At 42.9% G+C, this 24,299-nt stretch carries 21 protein-coding genes; 7 read left to right on the forward strand and 14 right to left on the reverse strand.

All coding sequences use genetic code 11. The annotated features are described in order from the left end of the window. The first annotated feature begins 114 nt into the window (after nt 1–114). The 3 genes from MHH26_RS13840 to modB all read left to right on the forward strand — a co-directional run bounded on the left by MHH26_RS13840 (nt 115) and on the right by modB (nt 3,558). A complete protein-coding gene (locus tag MHH26_RS13840) occupies nt 115–1,965 on the forward strand; it encodes an LTA synthase family protein (protein ID WP_340973729.1) in 1,851 nt (616 codons plus the stop codon). 151 nt (nt 1,966–2,116) lie between these two features. After that, nucleotides 2,117–2,893: a molybdate ABC transporter substrate-binding protein gene (gene modA / locus MHH26_RS13845; protein WP_340973731.1), complete on the forward strand. Its 777-nt coding sequence runs from the start codon at nt 2,117–2,119 to the stop codon at nt 2,891–2,893. Continuing rightward, the gene (gene modB, locus MHH26_RS13850; RefSeq protein ID WP_307500233.1) at nt 2,893–3,558 is read left to right on the forward strand and encodes a molybdate ABC transporter permease subunit; all 666 of its coding nucleotides are present in this window, start codon (nt 2,893–2,895) and stop codon (nt 3,556–3,558) included. The genes modA and modB overlap by 1 nt, the downstream gene beginning before the upstream one ends. Nucleotides 3,559–3,597: 39 nt before the next feature. Here modB and MHH26_RS13855 read toward each other — a convergent pair whose 3' ends face one another. From MHH26_RS13855 to MHH26_RS13885, 7 genes are all read right to left on the reverse strand, one after another. After that, nucleotides 3,598–4,443: an aldo/keto reductase gene (locus tag MHH26_RS13855; protein ID WP_340973734.1), complete on the reverse strand. Its 846-nt coding sequence runs from the start codon at nt 4,441–4,443 to the stop codon at nt 3,598–3,600. A 69-nt stretch (nt 4,444–4,512) separates the two neighbouring features. After that, nucleotides 4,513–5,382 carry an ROK family protein gene (locus tag MHH26_RS13860; RefSeq protein ID WP_307500235.1) on the reverse strand — a complete coding sequence of 290 codons (870 nt, stop codon included), beginning with the start codon at nt 5,380–5,382 and terminating at the stop codon, nt 4,513–4,515. Nucleotides 5,383–5,445: 63 nt separating this feature from the next. Further along, nucleotides 5,446–7,461: a Na+/H+ antiporter gene (locus MHH26_RS13865; protein WP_034659982.1), complete on the reverse strand. Its 2,016-nt coding sequence runs from the start codon at nt 7,459–7,461 to the stop codon at nt 5,446–5,448. A 321-nt stretch (nt 7,462–7,782) separates the two neighbouring features. Continuing rightward, on the reverse strand, nt 7,783–8,394 hold the full coding sequence (locus tag MHH26_RS13870) for a trimeric intracellular cation channel family protein (RefSeq protein ID WP_003212961.1): 612 nt from the start codon (nt 8,392–8,394) through the stop codon (nt 7,783–7,785). A 146-nt stretch (nt 8,395–8,540) separates the two neighbouring features. After that, on the reverse strand, nt 8,541–8,954 hold the full coding sequence (locus MHH26_RS13875) for a disulfide oxidoreductase (protein ID WP_003212957.1): 414 nt from the start codon (nt 8,952–8,954) through the stop codon (nt 8,541–8,543). Continuing rightward, entirely contained in the window at nt 8,951–9,637 is a 687-nt protein-coding gene (locus MHH26_RS13880; protein ID WP_307500236.1) for a DsbA family protein, read from the reverse strand. The genes MHH26_RS13875 and MHH26_RS13880 overlap by 4 nt, the downstream gene beginning before the upstream one ends. Before the next feature lie 142 nt (nt 9,638–9,779). Beyond that, the gene (locus MHH26_RS13885) at nt 9,780–11,879 is read right to left on the reverse strand and encodes a heavy metal translocating P-type ATPase (RefSeq protein ID WP_340973738.1); all 2,100 of its coding nucleotides are present in this window, start codon (nt 11,877–11,879) and stop codon (nt 9,780–9,782) included. 428 nt (nt 11,880–12,307) lie between these two features. On the opposite strand from MHH26_RS13885, the gene MHH26_RS13890 reads away from it, so the two are divergent. Genes MHH26_RS13890 through MHH26_RS13900 form a run of 3 tightly spaced genes read left to right on the forward strand, consistent with a single transcriptional unit; the run spans nt 12,308 to nt 14,875 of the window. Beyond that, nucleotides 12,308–13,051 carry a metal ABC transporter ATP-binding protein gene (locus MHH26_RS13890; protein ID WP_307500237.1) on the forward strand — a complete coding sequence of 248 codons (744 nt, stop codon included), beginning with the start codon at nt 12,308–12,310 and terminating at the stop codon, nt 13,049–13,051. Further along, on the forward strand, nt 13,051–13,923 hold the full coding sequence (locus tag MHH26_RS13895) for a metal ABC transporter permease (protein ID WP_007500236.1): 873 nt from the start codon (nt 13,051–13,053) through the stop codon (nt 13,921–13,923). The genes MHH26_RS13890 and MHH26_RS13895 overlap by 1 nt, the downstream gene beginning before the upstream one ends. 13 nt (nt 13,924–13,936) lie before the next feature. After that, entirely contained in the window at nt 13,937–14,875 is a 939-nt protein-coding gene (locus MHH26_RS13900) for a metal ABC transporter substrate-binding protein (protein ID WP_106038189.1), read from the forward strand. Between the two features lie 239 nt (nt 14,876–15,114). Here MHH26_RS13900 and MHH26_RS13905 read toward each other — a convergent pair whose 3' ends face one another. Continuing rightward, the gene (locus MHH26_RS13905; protein WP_334750454.1) at nt 15,115–15,663 is read right to left on the reverse strand and encodes a hypothetical protein; all 549 of its coding nucleotides are present in this window, start codon (nt 15,661–15,663) and stop codon (nt 15,115–15,117) included. Between the two features lie 89 nt (nt 15,664–15,752). On the opposite strand from MHH26_RS13905, the gene MHH26_RS13910 reads away from it, so the two are divergent. Further along, nucleotides 15,753–16,361, forward strand: a complete 609-nt coding sequence (locus MHH26_RS13910; protein WP_307500239.1) for a TetR/AcrR family transcriptional regulator — start codon at nt 15,753–15,755, stop codon at nt 16,359–16,361. 16 nt (nt 16,362–16,377) lie between these two features. Here MHH26_RS13910 and MHH26_RS13915 read toward each other — a convergent pair whose 3' ends face one another. From MHH26_RS13915 to MHH26_RS13940, 6 genes are all read right to left on the reverse strand, one after another. Then, nucleotides 16,378–17,310, reverse strand: a complete 933-nt coding sequence (locus MHH26_RS13915; RefSeq protein ID WP_034659991.1) for a response regulator — start codon at nt 17,308–17,310, stop codon at nt 16,378–16,380. Next, on the reverse strand, nt 17,307–18,623 hold the full coding sequence (locus tag MHH26_RS13920; protein ID WP_340973740.1) for a sensor histidine kinase: 1,317 nt from the start codon (nt 18,621–18,623) through the stop codon (nt 17,307–17,309). Before MHH26_RS13920 ends, MHH26_RS13915 begins: the two co-directional genes overlap by 4 nt. A 116-nt stretch (nt 18,624–18,739) precedes the next feature. Then, on the reverse strand, nt 18,740–20,185 hold the full coding sequence (gene aspA, locus MHH26_RS13925) for an aspartate ammonia-lyase (RefSeq protein ID WP_307500242.1): 1,446 nt from the start codon (nt 20,183–20,185) through the stop codon (nt 18,740–18,742). A gap of 16 nt (nt 20,186–20,201) precedes the next feature. Further along, on the reverse strand, nt 20,202–21,479 hold the full coding sequence (locus MHH26_RS13930) for a cation:dicarboxylate symporter family transporter (RefSeq protein WP_003213370.1): 1,278 nt from the start codon (nt 21,477–21,479) through the stop codon (nt 20,202–20,204). A gap of 175 nt (nt 21,480–21,654) precedes the next feature. Further along, entirely contained in the window at nt 21,655–21,789 is a 135-nt protein-coding gene (locus tag MHH26_RS13935) for a hypothetical protein (protein ID WP_340973742.1), read from the reverse strand. Further along, on the reverse strand, nt 21,786–24,221 hold the full coding sequence (locus MHH26_RS13940; protein WP_307500244.1) for a heavy metal translocating P-type ATPase: 2,436 nt from the start codon (nt 24,219–24,221) through the stop codon (nt 21,786–21,788). Before MHH26_RS13940 ends, MHH26_RS13935 begins: the two co-directional genes overlap by 4 nt. Between the last annotated feature and the right edge of the window lie 78 nt (nt 24,222–24,299).

The raw sequence follows: 24,299 nt of genomic DNA on the forward strand, positions 1-24,299 counted from the left end.
AAGAGTTTTGCGAAAAAGACAGGATATGAATTGATCATTCCTCATTTTTTTAGTAGGTTTAAGATAAGTGTTTTTGCCTTGCAGCTGAATACAGAATGGTGAGGAGATACATAAATGAAAGCGTTTTTCAAAAATCACTGGTTTTTAGTGTATTCCATCCTTTTCATGTGGATGAAAACATACATCATTTATCAATTCGGATTTCACATACGAACGGCCAATCTGTTTCATGAATGGCTGCTTTTGATCAATCCACTTAGCTTTTTGCTCCCTTTGTTTGGGATTGCTCTTTTTTTAAATGAAACCAACCAAAAGTTTTTTTTATTGACCGCAAATTTTATTCTAACGGCGATTCTCATCTCGAATACGATCTTTTATGGTTTTTATATTGATTTCATTACCATTCCCGTGTTATTCCAAGCGAAGAACATGGGAGATATGGGCAGCAGTATGACGGAATTATTCCACCCGCTCTTTGTGCTGATGCTCATTGATTTTGTGGTACTGGCATGGCTGCTCAAGCGCAAACCATTAGCCCCAAAAGCGTCATTCAAGACGATCAGAACGTATTATGCGGTCTGCTGCAGCTTCTTATTGTTTCATGTCAGTTCAGCTATGATGGATCACCCTCGATTTCTGACAAGCTCTTATGATCGTGAAGTCATTGTCAGAAACCTCGGGCTTTTCCAATTTCATCTGTATGACGGTGCTGCCCAAACGGCACGCATTGGACAAAAGGCCTTTGCAGATGAAGATACGCTTTCTACTGTAGCAAACTACACAAAGGCTGATTACAGCGCACCAAACGAAGAGTATTTTGGACTTGCTAAAGGCAAGAACGTTGTGTTCATTTCACTTGAATCAACGCAGCAATTTGTCATGAATCAAAAGGTGAATGGACAATCCATCACTCCCTTTTTAAATCAACTGGCTAAAAAGAGTTTTTATTTTGATGAATTTTATCAGCAGACAGAGCAGGGGAAGACGTCGGATTCAGAGTTTATTGTCGCTAATTCCCTCTACCCATCTAGCAGCGGCGCTGTCTTTTTCACAGCGAGTGACAACGAATATGACACGTTATACAAGCAGTTGAAAAAGGAAAACTATCAATCCGTCCAATTTCATGCGAATAATAAAACGTTTTGGAATCGTGATGTGATGTATGAATCGCTTGGAATTGATCGTTTTTATGATGTCGATTCATATCATGTCAATGAACGGAATTCAACTGGCTGGGGCTTAAAAGATATCGACTTCTTTGATCAATCCATTGATCATTTAAAAAAGTTGAAGCAGCCTTATTACAGCACATTCATTACACTGACCAATCATTTTCCATTTGAAATTGACCCGAAGGATCAATTTATTGATGAATATGATTCGTCCAGTACCATTTTAAACCGCTATGTGACGACCGTCCGCTATCAAGATGAAGCGATTAAGATGTTTTTTGACCGTATGAAAGAAGAAGGATTGTATGCCAATACGATGTTTGTCCTTATGGGTGACCACTATGGCATCTCTGAGGCACATCATGAGGCAATGGCACAGCTGCTCAATAAAGAGGAAATCACGCCGTTTGATGCGGTCAAACTGCAGCGGGTACCCTTTTTGATTTACATTCCAGGTGTCACGGATCAAGCACCGCAGACCATTTCTGAAACAGCTGGTCAAATGGACGTAAAGCCGACACTTCTTCACTTACTTGGGATTGAAACGAAGGATGCCATTCAATTCGGCAATGATTTATTTTCAAATGAACGGACGCCTTTCGCTGTACTGAGAAACGGGAACTTTATTACAGATGATTATCTCTATACAAAGAACACCTGCTATGATCAAAAAACAAAAGAACCCGTGAAGCAGGATGAGGTATGTCAGCCTTATATAGAAAAAGCCAATAAAGAGCTCTCCTTATCAGACAAGTTGATCAATGGGAATTTGCTGCGTTTTTATCAGAAGTAAACAGGATAAAACGATCCCTTTTATTTTCACGCTGAAAGTCGCCATTTGGCGGCTTTTTCTTTTCTCTTTTTACTGAAAGCCTATGAATGCTCAAATAAGTTTGCTTATAATAAAGGGAACCACATGATATTGAATGATAAGAGGTGTGAACATGAAGTATACATTCTTAGCCTTCATCTCCATATGTTTGCTCCTGAGTGGATGCCAAACAGAGATGAAGCCATCTAATTCGAATAAAAAAACAGAGCTTGTAATTTCAGCAGCGGCAAGCCTTCAGGATGCACTAAAGGAAATTGAAGCCTCCTTTCACAAGCAGCATCCGAATGTGACCTTAACGAATAATTTCGGGTCATCTGGCGCATTGAAGCAGCAAATCGCTCAAGGAGCAAAAGCGGATCTTTTTTTCTCAGCAGCTGAGGAGCCCTTCGATGAACTTGTTCAATCTGGAGACATTGATCAAGATTATATCAAGGACGCCATACAAAATGAGCTAGTCCTTATTATGCCAAAAGATGGCTCTTCCTCTATTAAAAGCTTTCAAGACGTCCGGCACGTAAAAGGAAAGATTGCTCTTGGCACACCTGAATCGGTGCCTGCTGGTACATATGGCAAAGAGATTTTCACACAACTGAACATATGGGACCAAGTGAAAAAGAATGCTGTCTACGGCAAGGATGTGCGGCAAGTCCTAAGCTACGTCGAAACAGGAAATGTAGAAGCAGGTGTTGTGTATAAAACAGACGCCCTCGTTTCCAAAAAAGTAAAGATTGCAGCTGAGGCAAATCCGGACATGCACTCCCCGATTATGTATCCAGTAGGGATTGTAAAAGGGACAGAACATCTAACGGAAGCCAAGACCTTTTTTCAATTTCTTCAATCAGATACAGCCACATCGATTTTTAAGAAATACGGCTTTCAAGTGTCATAATGCTTATGCTGACTGAAGAATTTCTATCTCCCATTTGGCTGTCCGTTCAAGTTGCCATCGTCAGCGGGCTGTTGGCCACTGTTTTTGGCACAACGGTCGGCTTTTGGATGGCGCGAACAACTTTTAAGGGGAAAATGATTGTGGAAACGCTCCTGATGATGCCGCTCGTCCTCCCGCCAACAGTCGTTGGGTTTTTATTGCTCGTCGTATTCGGAAAGCATAGCGTAATAGGGGACGCGATTGAATGGATCTTCCACCAACCGGTTATCTTCACATGGTGGGCGGCGGTCATTGCATCGACAGTTGTGGCATTCCCGCTCATGTATCAATCAGCAAAGGCTGGCTTTTCTACGATTGAGTCAGATATAGAAGGGGCTGCAAAAGTAGATGGTGCTCATTCATTCCAAGTCTTTGCCTATATTACGGTACCTCTTGCCCTGCCGTCCCTCTTGTCAGGCAGCATCCTCAGCTTTGCAAGAGCCCTTGGAGAATTCGGAGCGACCTTAATGTTTGCCGGCAACATCCCAGGAAAAACTCAAACACTCCCAACCGCTATCTATGTGGCGATTGATTCTGGGCGCATGGAGCTTGCTTGGGCCTGGACGATTTGTATTGTGATCTTATCTTTTATTATGCTTTTGGCTGTGCGCAGGAGCAGTACATAAAAAATCCCCTTTCTCATATGAGAAAGAGGATTTTTTCATTTATTCAAACCCAACCGTCATCGTCTCTGGATTCGAGCCGACGCGCTCGTTGTTGTTTAATGCATCGATTTTTTCAATGTCTTCTTTGGATAGTTCGAAATCAAAAATATCTGCATTTTGTTTAATGCGTTCTTCGTTGATTGATTTAGGAATCGTCACGACACCGCTTTGCAGGTCCCAGCGCAAAATGACTTGTGCAACAGATTTGTTGTAGCGTGCAGCAATGTCTTTCAATACGTCATGATCTAATAGCTTTCCTTGCATCAGCGGAGACCATGCTTCAATTTGAATGCCTTTTTCTTTTGCGTATTGACGCAGTTCGACAAGTGTCAGTTTCGGATGAAATTCAACTTGGTTCACGGCTGGAACAACCTCAGCATCTTTTAACAGCTCTTCTAAATGCTGAATGTAGAAGTTGCTGACGCCAATGGCTCTCACTTTCCCATCCTTGTAAAGCGTCTCAAGCGCACGCCATGTGTCTTTAAATGTATCTGCATTTGGGCCAGGCCAATGAATCAAATAGAGGTCTAAGTAATCAAGACCTAATCGATTCAAGCTTGCGTCAAATGCAGCCAGCGCTTTGTCATAGCCTTGATCCGTATTCCATACTTTAGACGTAATGAACAAATCTTCTCGTTTCACGCCAGATTCTTTAATCGCTTTGCCTACGCCTGTCTCATTTTTATAAACGGCAGCCGTATCAATACTGCGGTATCCGTTTCGTATGGCTGCTTTTACGGCATCTACCACTTGATTGCCGTCCTCCACTTTGAATACACCTAAACCAAACCAAGGCATTTCCACTCCGTTATTCAGTGTTACGGTATCATTCAAGCTTTTGATCATTTTAACAACCACCTTTTTCATAGATTCCATCTTTTTCATTATCTCACGTTGTCCATTAAAACTCTATTATCAGGCATTTTTCTTCGCTTCGATGGCTAACAGCAAAGCACCTGTCATGCCAGCCTTGTCCTCAAGTCCAGGAGAGACAATGTATGTATCAAGCGGCGGCAGGTCTACATAATCATTGAGATAAGCAGCAAGCTTCTCTCGAATCAGTGGAAACAGCTGTTTTTGCTTCATGACGCCCCCGCCCATCATGATGCGCTCTGGGCTTAAAATGAGCGAGTACTGCATCAGCGCCTGCGCCAAATAATCAGCTTCAAGTGCCCAAACTGATTCTACCTCCGTGAGCTCTTTTGCAGATTTCCCCCACCTTTTCTCAATCGCTGGGCCAGCTGCCAGTCCTTCTAAACACGTCCCATGCGCTGGGCAGACTCCTTCAAACGGGTCTGATTCATGCTGCCTGACAAGGATGTGCCCCATCTCTGGATGTGAATGACCGTGAAGAAGCTCATTTTTCACAACAGCGCCAGCACCGATACCCGTACCGACCGTGATATACATACAGCTATTCAGCCCTTTGGCTGCTCCTTTTGTTAATTCACCTAAGGCTGCCGCATTAACATCTGTTGTAAAGGATACTGGGACCCGTAATTGCTTCTCTAGCTCTGGAATGAACGGGTAATGCTTCCACTCTACTTTAGGCGTGTTCATGATATAACCGTAAGAAGGATCGTCTTTTTGAACACAGATTGGTCCAAAGGAGCCGACCCCTAATGCTTCAATGTCATGCTGCTCGAAAAACGGAATGAGCTTTTGTAATGTTTTTTCTGGGTGCTCTGTCGGAATCGTCATTTCCTCGAGAATGTCCCCATGCTCATTGCCGATTGCACAACAAAACTTTGTACCGCCAGCTTCAATTGCTCCATAATACGCCATCATTGATCTCCCCCTGCTTGTTCTCTTTCTTCATCATAAAACATAGGGGAGAAGATCACAACATTACGTATTAGTCAGGAGAACAGCTTCCATGTCATTGATATACTCCCTTAAATGATGGGCAATGTCACGATTGATTTCACCATCTTCATACAGAGTTTGAATTTCATTTCGTATTGTCTGTACAGCTTGGAAGTTAAGCTCTTTTTTCTTCCGATCAAATGAACGGTCTTTTTGCTGAAAGAAGCTTGGACCGTGTTCACATCGATAAATGACTTGGTTGTAAAAACCAATCACTTGATGACACGTTTGTTTATTTTCATCGGTCATATGCTGTTTGATCGAGTCCACAGCAGCCTCAGCCGTTTTCTTACGGATTTGTTTGTACGAGCCCTCGTTTTCTAAAATGCCGCTGGAAACGTGCTGATTCGGCCGCCATAATTGGAGCCATTGAAGCAAGCGCAGAAACTTCACTTTTGAAAAACGGATTTTGAAGGAGTTTGAATACAGCATTTCGAGCTCATGAAATCTTTCTTGCAGCTCATAGGCTTCTTCTTTATCGATTTTCTCTTCCTCAATGAGCTGTTGCAGCTTCATCTGCTCAGCTTTGATTCCGTGCAGCCTGATCTTTCTCTCTTGTTTTCTCATCCCGAATTGATACGGTTCACGCTGGATATTGCGCAGCTTCATTCGGTAATCATTGATGAGTGCAAGAGACACTTCCCTATTGTCTTCATTCATTCCTTCTCTTAAGGTTTTAATGGCACTTCTCAGCAACTTCCGTTTCGCATGCTGAATCTTTGTATCCAAGTCCACGGCGATTTGCTTGTCTTTTTTCTCAGATAAAAGAGGCAGTAACACACTAGCTAAAATGAGTGTACATAAGATGACGCCTGCTGCGAGGAAAATAATCAAATGCCGTTCAGGAAACGGTGATCCGTCCGCAAGTGTAAATGGGATGGAGAAGGCACCGGCTAATGTCACAGCCCCACGAACACCAGAGAATGTCATGAGCATCGAGGCGCGAAGCTTCGGTTTTTTCACGTTTTGCTTTTTCGTTGCACTCCAATTCCCTGCCCAGAACAGCCATACCCATAAGAACCTCAGGATCATAAGACACAGCGTGATGATTAAGATGTAACTGATGACCTGCATATTATTAAAGGCTTCATCCTGGAAAATGACCGTCGATACATCAGGAATCTGCAATCCAAGGATAACGAAAACAAGTCCGTTTAAAATAAATAAAATAATATTCCATGTGTTTGACGAAGCAATTTGCAGTTTGGCTAAATTTGCTTCCATTCGATCCTGCTCAATGGCATGTGTCACACCGCCAGCAACAACCGCTAAAATACCGGATACACCAATTTCTTCCGCTGCTAAATAGATCACAAATGGTGTAAGAATTTGCAGGATGATGTGCATCGTGACATCGTCCATTCCTAGACGGCGGAGGAAATAGCGAAAACGAATGATAAAAAAGGATAGAATAAATCCAGTCAATAGACCACCTGCGGCAATCAGGACAAAGCTAAAGGATGCCTCAGCAATTGAAAAAGCGCCAGTTACTGTTGCTGCAATGGCAAATTTAAAGGCAACAAGTCCTGATGCATCGTTCATCAATCCCTCGCCTTCCAGCAGCCTCATGATACCCTTTGGCATGTTCACACGGCTGGAAAGAGCACTGACTGCTACCACATCTGTCGGTGATAAAATCGCTGCAAGCGCAAATGCGGCTGGAAGCGGAATGCTTGGGATCATCCAATGGATGGTATATCCTGCTACAATGACTGTCGCAAATACTAACCCTAGGGCTAACAGAAGAATCGGCGCTCTTAATTTCCACAGCTCGTCCCTTGGGGTACGCTTCCCGTCATTAAATAACAGCGGCGCAATGAATAAAACGAAGAATAGTTCAGGATTTAAAGAAATATGTAAACCTGAAGGAAAAGCTGCCACCAATATTCCTAAGCCCACTTGAATTAACGGGACTGGAATAAAGGGGACAAAACGATTGATAATATTAGATGATGCGATGAGTGCTAGTAATACGAGCACTGCCAAAAAAATCTCCACTAGTACGTGTCCCTCCTATTTCAATTTTTTCGTCAAGTTTTGCTTACATGCAAAGATGTGTTCATTCCATGTTGATTCATCCGTCCGATCGTAGGTGCTTCTTTAGTATTCCGCAAAATGTGAAACCAACACATAACAATCCATCTAGGCAAAAAAAGGCTGAATCCAGATATTCAGCCAGCTGACAAAATTTTCATCACATGTATTGTTCTAATGATGAACAAAAAGACCCTGCTTTTATTTTACACGAAAACTCCATTACCTGCTGACATCCAGCTCGTATCAAACACAAAAAAAGAGCGAAATCGCCCTTTTCTCGTTTTACCCTTTATTTAAAAAATAAGACCTAGCGGGAAGCCGCCATTTGAATAGGTAGGAACAAACCCTGCATACGACAAGGATGAGAAACAGCAAATACAAAGCAATCTCTCCTTGTGCTAAACCGAGTCCTACGAGTAAGCCGCCAAGTGCTGCCCAAACTGCGTAAATCTCCGCTTTTAGCACAAGCGGCTTTCGCCCTGCCAATAAATCACGCACAATTCCGCCTCCGCTTCCAGTCAAAATGGCTGCCACAATGACCGCACTGAGCGGAAGCTCTCTTTGCACAGCAAATAATGCACCTTGAATCGCAAACGCTGCTAAGCCGATCGCATCCGAGAAATTCCCCCATGTGCTCCAGTGCTTGAGCAAAAGCTTTGGAAAAAGAAACACAATCGTAATGGATACAAGAGCAATGGTAAACATTTTGCCCTGTGACCATAAAGCAGACACCGGAAGACCGATTAATAGATTTCGAATCGCTCCACCGCCAAATGCTGTCACAATCCCTAAAATGTACACACCAAGAATATCGTACTCTTCCTCCATTGCTACTATCGCACCACTAATGGCGAATGCGATAATACCAATGATACTTAAGACTTCCCATGCCATTTTCCGCTTATCTCCTTACTTGATCTGATCATCTAACACTACTCCCTTAATGTATATCTGACATAAGCGAAAAGCAATACAAATTTTCTTTAAATTTTATCTTTTTGCAAAAATAAAAAATAGCCCGCTTAAAAGCAGGCTATCTCTCAATCTTCTTTTGCATTTAACAGCAGCATACTGATGATGATAAGAATAAATGCAATGAGAGCTAATAGTGGAATGGTGATAAAACCAAACCAGTTCAGATAATCAACAGAACAAGGAATGCCGCTTAGGCAAGGGCGAATCGACGCAAAGCCCGGGATCTTTTGTTCCATATAATGATAGATGGAAAAGCCAGCACCGATCACAGCCAAAGGCAGTACGTAATACTTCACTTTGACATCGCCCCGGAACGTAGCAATTCCAAGTAAAAGCACGAGCGGGTACATGAAAATGCGCTGAAACCAGCACATATCGCATGGGATAAACTTCTTTATTTCACTTAAATACAGGCTGCTCATCGTCGCAACGATAGAGACAATCCAAGCACTGTATAAGTAAATAAGCTTATTTTTCATGATTTCTTCCCTTTGAGCTCTTGATCAATTAATTCTTTGATTTCATCATAGTCATAAAAGTTTTGAACTTGTTTATTGTTAATCAAAATCGTTGGGGTTGAATTCACTTTATATTTGTTCACAAGCTGATCGTCTGTGTTCAGCTGCGGCTGATACGTTTTCTTTGATAAGTTTTCTTTGAGTTTGTCCGTATCAATTTTTGTTGTCTTTTTCGCTAGTTCAGTCAGCTTAGCAGGCGTAACCCATTCTGCTTCACTATCTGGCTGTGCTTGATAGACAGCTTCATGAAATGCCCAGAAGTTTTTTGGATCTTCTTTCCACACTTCTTCAGAAGCTAGTGCTGCTAACACTGCGCCATCTCCATGAACAGGCAGTGGTAAGTTAATAAATGAAAAGGATACATCGCCTTTATCTATGTAGTCTGCTTTCAGTTTTGGGAAAATGTCTGTTTCAAATGATTTACATGACGGACATTTATAGTCCCCAAACTCGACGATTTGCACCGCTGCATTTTTGTCTCCTATGACAGGCTGTCCTTTAATCGAAGGCTTACTGTCAACTGTTTGTGCTTCTTGGCTGTTCTTGTTCCCAATCACAACAAATAGACCGATGAGAAGAGCTGCGATGATGGTTAAAATAACAGCAAATTTAATGGATGAAGATTGATTATTTTTCTTACTCACATAAGCACCTACCTTATCTTTTTCATTCCTTAAAAAAGAAAAAGGATAATAGCTTAGAAAAATGCCATTATCCAACTTCTTCTATTTTAACAAGAGGGGGTCCATTATGAAAGATGGTATTCATGAAATTTTCCTTACAATTTTATTTCATGACCCTCATGGCATTTAAAACAGCGAGTACGGTGACACCGACATCCGAGAAGACGGCTTCCCACATGGTCGCAATACCGAATGCACCGAGTAATAGGAAAATGCCTTTGACACCAAGGGCAAATGCGATATTCTGCCATACAATCCTTCTTGTTCGTTTCGCGACAGCGATGGCTTCTGCTACCTTTGATGGCTGGTCCGTCATGATGACGATATCAGCCGCTTCGACAGCTGCATCTGATCCAAGCCCGCCCATTGCAATTCCTATGTCTGCTCTTGCTAATACAGGTGTATCATTAATGCCGTCCCCAACAAATAACAGCTTTTCTTGAGGCGCTTTTTTCTGATCAATTTCTTCTATTTTCGTTACTTTATCCTGCGGCAATAATTCTGCATGTACTTCGTCGATGCCAATTTGCTTGGCGACCGCAGTTCCGACTTGCTTAGCATCACCAGTGAGCATGACAGTTTGAATCCCAGACGCTTTTAGAGCAGAGACGGCTTCGATTGCATCGTCCTTCAATTCATCTGCGATCAAGATCGATCCAGCAAACTCACCGTTAATCGCCATATACACAACGGTTCCGCTTCTTTTTTCTTTTTCATACGCAATGCCTTCTCGCTCCATCAAGCGGTGATTTCCCGTTAAAACTTGGGAACCGCTGATGGTCGCTTTAATTCCATGTCCCGGGATATCCTCATATGCTTCAATCTGGCTTTCATCAAGCGGTGAGCTGTATGCCGCTTTAATCGATTCTGCAATAGGGTGTGAGGAATGGGCTTCTGCCAGTGCTCCAAAAGAAAGCAGCTCCTCTTCTGACCACTTGTCACTGGTTGTGACGATATTGGTCACCGTAAAGTTTCCTTTTGTGAGTGTGCCCGTCTTATCAAATACAGCATATCTCACAGAATTCAATGCTTCTAGATAGTTACTGCCTTTCACAAGGATGCCTCGTTTAGAAGCTGCCCCAATTCCCCCGAAAAATCCTAATGGAATGGACACAACAAGAGCACAAGGACAAGAGATCACGAGAAAGACAAGTGCCCGGTACACCCAGTCAGACAATTGTGCCGATGGAATGAGAAGCGGCGGCATAAAGGCAAGCAATAAGGCAAGCAAGACGACAGCCGGTGTATAATATTTTGCAAACTTTGTGATGAAATTTTCTGTCTGTGCTTTTCGGCTGCTCGCATTCTCAACCAAATCTAAAATCTTCGTCACTGCCGATTCGCTTAGCTCTTTTTGCACTTCAATTTCAAGTATACCGTTTTGATTCACAAATCCTGCAAGAACTTCTTTTCCCGCTTCTACATCCCGCGGCACCGACTCCCCTGTTAATGCAGATGTATCTACGAGCGAGAAACCTTCAACAACGAGCCCATCCAGCGGAATTTTTTCACCTGGCTTCACGACAAGACGGTCACCGACTTTTACTTCTTCCGGATTCACTTTTTTCGTTTCATTTCCTACTTTTAGATTCGCGTATTCTGGACGTATATTCATTAATTCACTAATTGATCGTCTTGAACGGTTCACTGCCGCCCCTTGGAAGAGCTCTCCAATTTGGTAAAACAGCATGACAGCAAGCGCTTCTGGATATTGCTGAATGACAAAAGCACCAACCGTTGCAATCGTCATTAAGAAGTTCTCATCAAATACTTGGCCGCGCACGATATTTTTCAGCGCTTTAAAAACCACATCACCGCCGACTAGTAAATATGCTGCGAAGAACATAATGAACTTTAATACACCATCTTCAGGTATAAAGAAAGCTGCTGTTCCAATGACTGCACCGCCAATTAATTTCAGCACAATCGTTTTTAAATTTTTCGTCCCATGCTCATGATCGTGATGATGTCCTTCTTCTTTCGGTGATACACTCACATGAGGTTCAATGGACTGAACGGTTTTTTCAATGCGCTTTGACATCGTTTCTTGCTTATCTGCATGCGTAACAGTCAATGTGCCTGTCGCAAAATTAACAGAGCAAGCTTCAACACCATCCATTTTGCTGACACCTGTTTCTATTTTACGTGCACAGTTGCCGCAATCAAGACCGCTTAATACGTATTCATCCTTCATCTTTTTCATGTTCTCACCTTTTTCTATATAAGTAGCCTTCCCTGATTCAATCAAACCTATCAGCTGCTGTGATTATTATATATGAGCACATATTCATATATTGAATTATCTTTATTATATGAGGAGTTCTGATCAGCTGTCAATCATTTATGAGCAAATGTTTGGTTTTTTTATGCCCAATCCTGCCACATGGATTTTCAATAATCCAAGCTCATGTCCCCCGCTCCCCGCATAACATAAAAACGATCGTTTGACCTCTGACAGAAAAAGTGCAGCTTTTCTCTTTACAAAAGAAGGACATACACTTAGAATGAAATAAAAGTTTCCCTAAGGAAACAAATTAGCATTAGAGAATCATTTCATCCTTTAGTCAAAATTATTTAATGTATGCATATATCTTTAGGAAGAGCAATGATGATTGAAAGGGGCCGCAAGAGATGCCAAATGCTTTAACAATCGACCGTCTTCATGTCTCATATCACGGGCAGGATGCATTAGAGAACATCTCTCTTTCCATACAGGAAGGAACGATGACAGGAATCATAGGTCCAAATGGTGCCGGTAAATCGTCTTTACTCAAGGCATGTTTGGATTTAATTGAAAAAGACCAAGGGGATATTCGCTTTTTTGAACAGTCTTTTAAACAAGTCAGAAAACAGATCGCCTATGTACCACAAAGAAATGATCTAGACTGGACGTTTCCTATTCATGTGCTGGATACCGTGCTACTTGGAACATATCCGAAGCTTGGCCTGATGAAACGTCCGAAAAAAGAAGACCGGGCATATGCGTACCACTGTTTAGAAAAGGTCGGAATGCAGGACTTTGCCAAAAGACAGATTGGTGAGTTATCCGGCGGTCAGCAGCAGCGTGTCTTCCTTGCAAGAGCACTTGCGCAAAACGCACAGCTCTTCTGTTTGGATGAACCGTTTGTTGGGATTGATATGGCCAGTGAAGAAACGATGGTTCGCATTTTGCAAGAATTACGGGATGAAGGAAAAACCATTTTGGTTGTCCATCATGATTTAAGTAAAGCCGATGATTACTTCAGCCATCTCGTTCTGTTAAATAAAAAACTCATCAAAGCTGGACCTGTACACGACATCCTTCGCCCAGAGGTCATGCTGGAGGCATATGAAACGCAGCTACCATTCTTAAAATCAGCAGGAGGAGACGTGTAATGGAATTTTTAACCGGACTCTTTGAATATGCGTTTTTACAAAAAGCATTATTTACATCCGTCATGGTAGGCATTATTTGCGGGGTCATTGGCTGCTTTATCATTTTACGGGGCATGGCCCTGATGGGAGACGCCATTTCGCATGCAGTGCTGCCAGGTGTCGCCATCTCTTATATGCTGGGAATTAACTTTTTCTTCGGGGCCGTTTTAACTGGAGTGTTAACAGCAATTGGGATCGGATACGTGAGTCAAAACAGCCGCATTAAAAATGACTCTGCCATCGGCATTGTCTTCACCGCCTTTTTCTCAATCGGGATCATTTTAATCACATTTTTGAAAAGTTCCAGTGATTTATATCATATCTTGTTTGGAAACGTCCTAGCTGTTCGGTCATCTGATATGTGGATTACGCTTGGCATCGGCATTTTTATCCTGCTGGCTGTTATCGTTTTCTACAAAGAACTGCTCATTAGTTCATTTGATCCGGTCATTTCTTCGGTTTACGGTTTACCGAATCGAATGATCCATTATTTTCTCATGACCTTGTTGACCCTTGTGACCGTTGCGTCACTGCAAACTGTTGGGATTATTCTTGTCGTTGCCATGCTTATTACGCCGGCAGCCACTGCTTATCTCTTAACAGACCGGCTATGGATCATGATTTATTTATCTGCATTTTTCGGGGCAGTTTCTGCCGTCGTGGGACTTGGGCTTAGTTTTACGTATAACTTGTCGTCTGGCGCTTCTATCGTGCTGGTCGCGACCATTTTATTCGGGAGTGCCTTTATCTTTTCACCAAAGCAAGGAATTCTATGGAGATCATTAAAATCTAAACGAAAACGAACGCAGCTAAAAAAGGAAGCGTCTATGTAAAAGGAGGACATATATGAAGAAGGTATTTGCAATCCGTTTGATCGCAGTATTCATTGCCCTTATGGTCATCGCAGGCTGTTCTACTAAGCAAAATAATTCCGGCAAAGATGACGGCACATTAAAAGTCGTCACGACCTACTCCATTCTTTATGACATTGTGAAGGAAGTAGGCGGAGAGCACGTCTCTATTCACAGCATTGTTCCCATTGGTACAGACCCACATGAATTCGACCCACTGCCAAAGGATGTTCAGCATACAACGGATGCAGACCTTGTTCTATATAATGGCTTAAACCTTGAGACAGGGAACGGCTGGTTTCAAAAGCTGCTCGAATCGAGTGGCAAGGACGGGGATGATGCACCTGTAGCCGAATTAAGTAAAGGCGTCAAAGTAAAGCATTTATCTTCAAAAGGACTCGAAAGCCAGCAGGACCCCCACGCCTGGCTGAATGTCGAAAATGGGATTCTTTATGCTCAAAATGCCCGGGATGCGCTTATTGAAGCGGATCCTGAGCATCAAGAGGATTACGAAAAAAATACAGAAGCCTATATCAAAAAGCTTCAAGCGCTTCACGATGAAGCAAAAGACAAGTTTGATCAGCTGCCAAAAGACAAAAAGCTCCTTGTGACAAGTGAGGGAGCCTTCAAGTATTTTGCAGATGCCTATGGACTGAAAGCAGGCTACATTTGGGAGATCAACACAGAAAGTGAAGGAACACCTGGACAAATGAAGCGCATCATTCATTTTGTCAAAGATCATCAAGTTCCTGCGCTCTTTCTTGAAACAAGTGTCGATCAACGCAGCCTTGAAAGCTTATCTGAGGAAACCGGGGTTCCGATTAAAGGAAAAGTATTCACTGACTCTATTGGAAAGAAAGGTGAAGACGGAGACAGCTACTATAAGATGATGAAATGGAATATTGACACCATTTACAAAGGGCTTTCATCATAAGAAAAGACAGGCGGAGTGATTCCGCCTGTCTTAGATTGTTAACAAAGGGCTAAAATGATGTTTATTTTAGCCCTTTGTCTTCTTTTCAGCGTGATAGAAAACCTTTGCAGTCTAGGAAGGACGAGCACTGGCGCGGAACGAATTTGACATTCGTGAGCACCAGCGCGCAGGACTGACAACGAATGCGAGGGTTTGTCTACACGCTGAGACAGGCGGAGTGATTCCGCCTGTCTTTTTTATTAGCTGGCTATATTTTGCGGGTGTTTTTTCGGCCAGATCACATAGCTAATGCTAATGACGAAATCAATGGCTAAGACCATCCCCCACACACCGGCGAGCTGCATCAGTGATTCCGTTCGTTCTGGTGCTTGTATGAGATAGGATAAACCAAATAGCAGACCAGCTCCGATGATATAAGAGACGAAATGCCGCGTCCAGCTGACCATTTCATACACTGACCGTTCCTTCCCGTACTTTGGTCTTCCCTTCGGCTTAGGGCCTCCTGCAAATCGATAAGCAAACCGAGCATCTGCCCATTTCACCATTTGATGTCCAAAGGCGAGACTCACCCCAATATAAACAGCCGCAAGCCCGTGGATGACACTCGCCACAGCCCCTTGCCTTAAATCCATATAAGTAGCCGCAAGAAGGATTAGATCCAAAATCGGCGTACAGACCAGAAAGAAGGCGCCCCACTTTTTCTGTCTAAACACATAACGCAGTGTTAAACCCACCAGAATAAACAGCCAAAAACCAATTTCACATGCCACAATCAATAACCCGACCAATATTCCCCACATCCTTTTTAACACAATTGTATTAAATAAAAAATAACACAACTGTGTTAAAAAAACAATAGCTGTGCTAAAATCAATGTATGCCAAAAATCGTCGATCACCATAAACAAAAACAAAAGGTCGCTCAAGCTGCAATGAGAGTGATTAAACAGGATGGATTGGAGAACGCTTCTGTACGAAAAGTAGCGGTAGAAGCTGGTATTTCAGCGGGCTCTATGCGTCATTATTTTTCCACACAGCAAGAGTTATTTCTTTTCTCTATGACATTGATTCAGGAAAGAGTCAAAGAGCGTATGACAGGACTTCAGCTGAACGGTTCAACGGAAGAAAATGTCCTCGCGTTATTGGAGCAGGTTCTTCCACTCGATGAAGAACGAAGATTTGAAATGGAGGTGTGGCAGGCTTTTACGGTCAAGTCGCTGACTGAACCAGATTTACAGCCGCTCAATGCAAAGATGTATGACGAGCTTTTCCAAACGACCCAATATTGTTTAATGAAATTAAAAGAGGATGGGCTTTTGCTTGATCATATCGATCTTTTAGTCGAAACTGAGCGGCTTTATGCGGTCATCAATGGGCTTGCATTGAATGGAATCTTGCAGCCTCATCGTTTACCGCCTGAGCTCATACGCTCCGTGCTGCAGATGCACCTGCAATCTATCACCAAAAAAGACATGTCTCCCTCATGAGGGAGCATGTCTTTTTTTAATCTTCCATAAAAATACGTTTTGCTTCGTAGTAGAGCACCTGCACAAATTTCTTCACATTGATACGAGTATGTTCTTCTCTACCGCTCGTCTCTTTTGTTAATTCACTCATTTTCTTTCGCACGATGGTGAAATCAAAGAATTTAGATGCATAATTTTCAAAGGTCGGATGAGAAAAATCAGTTAACCCAAGTGATGCGATGTGTTTCAAAGATTGGTTGATCGCACGTCTTACCCGCTGTTCCGCTGCCTTCGCTTCTCTTGCAATGTCTGCTGATGTGTACGGCTCATTTAATTTATCCTCCGTGATTCCGGTAAAAATGACCTTTAAAGAAGGAAAGGAATCGTGATGATCGGTATGCAGCGCTACATACTGATCTGTGAAGAGAATCATATCTAATAAATCTTTAGACCCCTTCTCACCGACAATCCCAAGCTCCGCCAGCAAAAACTGACCTGCCTCTGCAAGACTTTTCCCCCGCTGCTTCGTTTTCGTCTGACCGCGCTGCTGAAACTGCATGACAGATTTGAGTGAGTGCTGAATGTTTTCAATTGAATGCTCTAAATGAAGACGTTCAATCATGAGATGGAGCACACTTAAGACCTCTACACGATTGATTGGCTTTGTCACATAATACTCAACACCAAGCGTATACGCCTGGCCGATTAATTCCTTTGTTTCTACCTGCGACAGCATTAAGTATTTCCCATGAAACTCATCCTTAATGGCTCGAATCGTTTCAAGACCGTCTCTTTCCGGCATCAATAGATCAATACATAAGATATCAATGTGCAAATCATTTAAGTAGCTTGCCGTTAACTCTGCGCCATCCTCTGCTTCCCCTGCGACAATGCCAAGCTCTTCATCTTCAATGAGCTGAGCCAGTGAAGAACGCACGGCTTCATCATCATCAACAATAAAAAATCTCATCTCCCAATCCCCTCTTTTCTACTGACTTGATCCACTGGTATCGTTAACGTGAAAATCGTTTGTTTATTTGGGATACTCTTCATCTCAACACTTCCGCCAAGCTTCTCCGCTGTATCCTTCACATAGGAAAGCCCGATACCGCTTGATGGATTCCCAGCCTGGTCGTATTTTAAAGTAAAACCGGGTTTAAAAATAACATGATGATTACGCTCTTTAATGCCAGGCCCGTTGTCACTGATTTGAAAGATCACCTGGTTCTCTTTCTGTGAAATAGAGAGTGACACCTCTCCATCCACTGGAATGGCTTCGACAGCATTGGAAACAATATTATTTAACAAAGATAGAATGGTATACACGTGATAGGCGGGATGCTGCCCATCTTCATCATAATGAAAGATAATGTTTTTTTTAAGAGATTCTGCGTAATTTTCATGAATACGAATCACGAGCCCAGCAATATGCGCAGGACTTGCATAAGCCTGAAAATTTTCTTCATGAATCAGCTTTGATAATGCAGAAAAAATCCGCTGGTTATCCTTTTTGATCTCATGTACCTCTCCTGCAATTTGCAGGGCTGTTTTTCCGAGCTTTTTCAAATCCAATGACTCCGCATCGTTTGCGTGATGCAGGGATTGATACAATTGATAGGATGTCGCTGTAATGTGCTCAGCATGTGCAAGTGTTTTATGAAAGTATGTAGATTCCGTATAAAGGTTAGACAGGAGCATGAGCAGATGTTCCTTTTCCTTTTTCATCTGACGCTCTCTCGCCTGCTCTTCATATAATCGAATCATTGTATAACAAGCCAACACGAAAAAGCTTCTGAAAATCGCCAAAACAAAAAGTTGAAACAGCGTCCGCATCGTTAAAATTTCATCAATGGTGCCACGAAGTGCAATCATCTCAACAACGCTCGCACACAGTTCCATGATGATGCCTGTCGCACCAATCAGCCAAGGCTGATCGCGGAAACGTCTGACCTGTAATAAATAAAAGAGCGTGCCATAGACGACATAATAAAGAAGGGAAGGAAATCTTAATGAAACCGCCTCTTCCAGCAGAAGATGACTTGTGACGGCTGTATCAAAAAGCACGCGAAACGCAAAAACAGATACCCCTGCAATAATACCGCTTGCCCATGCCGGGAATTTTTTCATTTGAAGCAGGATAAAGAAAAAGACAACGGTTCCAAAACTGACCCGAAAGCTGTCCTCAAATGGATAAAATTTGAACTCTCCGCCAATCGGTGTCAGTACAATGAGCATCACAATTAAATAAGGCTCTGTATTCAGCCATTTTTTCAGTAGATTCAAACGCAGTCACATCCCTAATAATTGACGATAGTATACTATGTGAGCTTGAGAAAAACAAACATCCATAAAAAAGCGCACACCGGAACTTTGTCGGTGTGCGCTTCTCATGATGCCGCTTAATCTTCTAAACGATCCTTTTCTAAAAGTGATGCGCCAGCAATACCTGGTTTGGTCATTTCAAAAGGATTCAAGATGACGTCAAGCTCTTCTTCTGTTAACACATCATTTTGCAGACAAAGCTCACGTACAGATGCGCCTGTAAGAATCGCTTCTCTTGCAATTCGTGCAGCAGCTTCATAACCAATATGCGGATTCACCGCTGTCATGACACCAGCACTTTTTTCTACATATTCTTTTAATCTCGTTTCATCTGCTTTTAGATCACGCAAGCAGTTGTCCATGAAGGACTCAAACACATTTTTCATCATGCTGAGAGATTGTAGTAAGTTGAATATTAAAACTGGTTCCATAACGTTCAGTTCAAGCTGACCAGCCTCTGATGCAAGACAGATCGTATGATCATTTCCGATGACTTGGAATGCCACTTGGTTCATGACCTCTGGCATCACTGGATTGACTTTCCCTGGCATGATGGATGAACCTGGCTGTCTCGGCGGCAGGTGAAGCTCACCAAAACCTGCTCTTGGCCCTGAAGCCATCAAACGAATATCGTTCGCCATTTTGGACATATTCATCATACATACTTTAAGTGCAGCAGATACTTCTGTATAAGCATCCGTATTTTGCGTGGCATCGACTAAGTCTTCAGCTCCAACTAACGGTAATCCGCTAATGTCAGATAGATAGCCTACCACCTGACGAATATATTTAGGATCAGCATTCAATCCAGTTCCGACTGCTGTTGCTCCCATATTGACTTCATATAAATGCTGTTTAGACTGCTTGATACGTTTAATATCACGTGCAAGAACCTTTGCATAAGCACTAAACTCCTGACCAAGTCTGATTGGAACAGCGTCCTGAAGATGCGTACGTCCCATTTTGATCACATGATCGAATTCCTGTGCTTTTTCCGTCATGACTTGATGCATGTTTTCCATCGTATAAAGTAGTTTTTCAATCATATTCAAAGTTGAAATATGAATCGCTGTTGGGAAAACGTCGTTTGTTGACTGCGACATGTTCACATGCGTGTTTGGACTTAGCTCAGTATAAGCGCCTTTTTCCTTTCCTAGTAGTTCAAGCGCTCTGTTTGCAATGACTTCATTGGCATTCATATTCATTGAAGTGCCAGCCCCGCCTTGAATTGGATCGACAATAAATTGATTGTTCCATTTTCCTTCAATAACCTCATCTGCGGCTTGAACAATTTTTTCCCCAAGACCAGAATATAGTCGTTGTGTATCCATATTTGCAAGTGCGGCTGCCTTTTTGACAATCCCTAATGCTTTGATGAGTTCCTCATGAACATGGTAGCCAGTAATTGGAAAGTTCTCTACTGCACGTAATGTTTGAATTCCATAATACGCTTGAGTGTCTACTTCCTTTTCACCTAGAAAGTCTCGTTCGATTCGAACTTGCTTGTCCTGTAGCTTCGTCATTTGAAAAGATCTCCTTTTACGCTGCTTTTGTTTGTTGTTTTAATTCCTCAATATACTTCTTCGATTTCTCTTGATCAAAAACTTTTTCCCACTTAGACATGACAATGGCGGCAAGTGAGTTACCAAATACGTTAACAGTTGTACGAACCATGTCAAGAATACGGTCGATCCCAACGATGAAGGCAAGTCCTTCAAGCGGCAGTCCCATTGCACCAAGTGTTGTGATGACAACAACGATAGATGCACCTGGTACACCAGCCATTCCTTTAGATGTCAGCATCAAGATTAATAGTAACGTAATTTGCTCATAGATGGAAAGCGGCATGCCGTACATTTGTGCAACAAATATGGCAGCAATGGATTGATAGATGGCACTTCCATCTAGGTTAAAGGTGTAGCCTGTTGGGATAACGAACGACGTGATCGCTTTCGGGCAGCCGAACTTCTCCATTTTATCCATAAGTCTAGGCAGTACAGCTTCTGAACTTGCTGTTGAGAATGCAAGAATGATTTCTTCTTTTAGCACTCTAAATAGTGTAAAGACGCTTGTTCCAGCTAATTTTGCGATAATGCCAAGTACGACAATGACGAAGAATGCCATTGTACCGTAAACGACAAGTACCAGTTTACCTAGCGGGAGAAGCGCTCCGACCCCGAATTTGATCACCGTCACACTGATGAGCGCGAATACACCAAATGGTGCAAACTTCATCACTTTATTGGTCACCCAGAACATGGCTTCGAGTATACCCTCAAAGAATCCTAATACTGGTTTCCCTTTGTCTCCTACTGCGGCAATTCCTAATCCGAATAAGACTGTAAAGAAGATCGTTGGTAATAGATCACCTTCTGCAATGGATTGGAAAACGTTTGTTGGCACTAGATGCACAATGGTTTCAGAGAAACTCGCTTTTTCGGAAGAAGCTTTCGATGTCTCTTCATATTTAGAGATATCGCCTTTTTCCATGTTGCTCATGTCAATTCCTGTACCAGGATGGAAGACGTTTGCTGCAAGCAGTCCCACTGCTAATGCAATCGTTGTCACAATTTCGAAGTAAAGAATGGTTTTTCCGCCGAGTCTTCCGATGGTTTTCATATCCCCTACACCAGCTACTGCTACAATCAACGCAGCAATAACAATTGGAAGAACGATCATTTTAATTAAATGGATGAATATATCGCCAATCGGCGTTAACACATTAATAACGGTTTCATTTTGATAAAACAGCGCTCCCACGATAACACCCAGAACAAGTGCAATGAGTATTTGAGAAGCTAACCCTAACTTTTTCATACGTGAACCCCCTTTTTTTGATAACGCTTTCTTTGTTGCTTAATCGCATCTTAACGATGAACCTACAAAAAACGACAAAAAGGAACAAAAAGAAGTGAATTTTTTATGAAAAATCTTTTAAAAGGTGGGTTTTTCCACAAAATTGTTAAAAAAAGACTTCGCTTTTGGCGAAGTCTCAATGATCTTGCATATGTTCACTTGGCGGTTCTTGCTTTGGATAAAATTCATCATACATAGCATATCCAATAAGAACAAGAGCAACATAGAGCAATGCACTAATCGTCCAAATCCATTTGACATTCAGCTTCATTGTGCCACTCCCTCTCTAACTGGTTTCAATCGCTGCAATCTGAGCGCATTCAATACAACCGACACGGAGCTAAAGGCCATTGCTGCTCCTGCAAGCCATGGCGCAAGAAGTCCAAATGCAGCTATCGGTATCCCAATACAGTTATAAGCAAGCGCCCAAAATAGATTTTGCTTGATGTTTCTCATCGTTTTTTTACTAAATTCAAGCGCATCTGCAATGGCATGGAGGTCTCCTGTCATGAGCGTGATATCTGCTGCTTCCATGGCAACATCTGTCCCTGTTCCAACTGCCATCCCAATATTCGCTGTCGCAAGAGCCGGGGCATCATTGATGCCATCTCCGACCATGGCGACTTTCTTTCCTTGTTCCTGAAGCGCCGCAATGTGAGCAGCCTTTTCCTCAGGCAGGACTTCCGCAATGACATGATCAATGCCCGCCTGTTTCGCAATCGCCTCTGCCGTCAGCTTGTTATCACCTGTCATCATCACAACGTGAATCCCTTGCTCTTTCAGACGCTTGATAGCTTGAGGTGAGGATGATTTGATCGTATCTGCCACTGCGACAATGCCGGCGACTTCGCCGTCAATAGCGACAAGCATAGCCGTTTTCCCTTGCTGCTCCAGTAGTGTGATGGATGCTTCGACTTGATCATATGAGATATGATGTTTCTGTAATAGCTTACGCGTTCCAATCAAAAGCTTGTGTCCTGCGGCCTTTGCTTCAATTCCATGGCCTGGGTCTGCTTGGAAGGCTTCGATCTCGACCGCTTCAAGACCTTGTTCCTTCATTCCGTCTGTGATCGCTCTGGCAAGCGGGTGTTCCGACTGCTGTTCTGCCGATCCTGCTAGCTGAAGCAGCGTATCTTCTGTCCAATTGTCAGATACCATCACATCTGTCAGACTCGGCTCCCCTTTTGTCACAGTCCCTGTTTTATCTAAAACCACCGTGTCAAGTGATTGGGTCACTTCTAAATGCTCCCCGCCTTTAAACAAAATGCCTGATTCAGCTGCACGGCCGCTGCCAGCCATTATAGAGGTTGGTGTGGCAAGACCGAGCGCACACGGACATGCGATGACGATGACTGCGATAAACGTTTCAAGGGCTGACGTCACATTTCCTGGGTCAATAAGGAAAAACCATATCAGGAACGTGAGCACAGCAATTCCTACAACGATGGGAACAAATATCCCTGATATTTGATCTGCCATCCTTTGAATCGGTGCTTTTGAGCCCTGTGCTTGTTCTACGACTCTGATAATCTGTGAAAGGGCGGTCTCTTTCCCAACCTTTGTCGCTTTCACTTTCACAAACCCATTTTTATTGATGGTTGCCCCGATGACCGCATCACCAGCCGTTTTATCAACAGGCAGACTTTCTCCCGTAATCATGGACTCATCAATTGCGGTTGTTCCCTCCACGATCTCTCCATCTACCGGCACTTTTTCCCCCGGTTTGACAAACACAAGATCATTCACTTTTACTTCGGTAATAGGCACGGTCATCTCTTTTCCATCTCGCTCGATGACCGCTTCTTTCGCTTGTAGGCCCATCAGCTTTTGAATCGCTTCTGATGATCTCCCTTTTGCTCTTGCTTCCATTAATTTTCCGAGCACGATCAACGTAATAAGCACAGCACTTGTTTCATAATAGAGGGCTGCCTCATGTGTGCCTTGAACCGCTGACTGAATACTTTCGTATAAACTATAGAAAAACGCTGCTGATGTCCCAAGTGCGACAAGAACATCCATGTTGGCACTTTTATTACGTAAAGCTTTATATGCTCCTACATAGAAGGGCCAGCCGACAATGAACTGAACCGGCGCTGCTAAAGCCAGCTGAACCCATGGATTCATGAACGCTTCTGGCAGCCAAATAAAAGACGTGAAGGAAAAGTGGCTGACCATTGCCCAAAGAAGCGGCAGTGACAGGACCATTGAAAATAAAAAGCGTGCCGTCTGCTTCTCTATTGCTGCTTGGCGATGATCTTTCTTTCCTTCTTCTGCTTCGTCTGCAGCTGGTTCAATTAAAGAATATCCAATGGACTGAACCGCATCCTTTATATCACTTGTAGACGTTTGGCCAGGGTGATACGTGACCTGAAGTGTCTCAAGCGCAAAGTTCACAGATCCGTGATCAACACCATCCATCCGGTTAATTTTTTTCTCGATTCGGTTGGCACAAGCCGCACACGTCATTCCCTCTATATCAAACTCTGCTTGCTCCATCACCACACCGTAGCCAAAGGATTGAATTTTTTGCTTCAGATCATCTGGTGTTAGTTGTTCTGTTTCATACACAATGTGAGATGTTTCCAGAGCTAAATTCACATTGGCATCCTCCACACCTTCCAGCCTGTTCAATCCCTTTTCGATGCGTCCTGCACAGGCAGCACAGGTCATCCCCGTAATTTGAAAGTCGATTTCCTTTTTCATTGATCTCACCTCTCCACATACTCCATAGGGGTATCTTTTTTTGAAAAAAATACGCGCTGACACATGCAGCACGTATAT

Origin of the sequence: Bacillus sp. FSL K6-2839 (assembly GCF_038003365.1) — a bacterium.
Lineage (GTDB): Bacteria > Bacillota > Bacilli > Bacillales > Bacillaceae > Bacillus.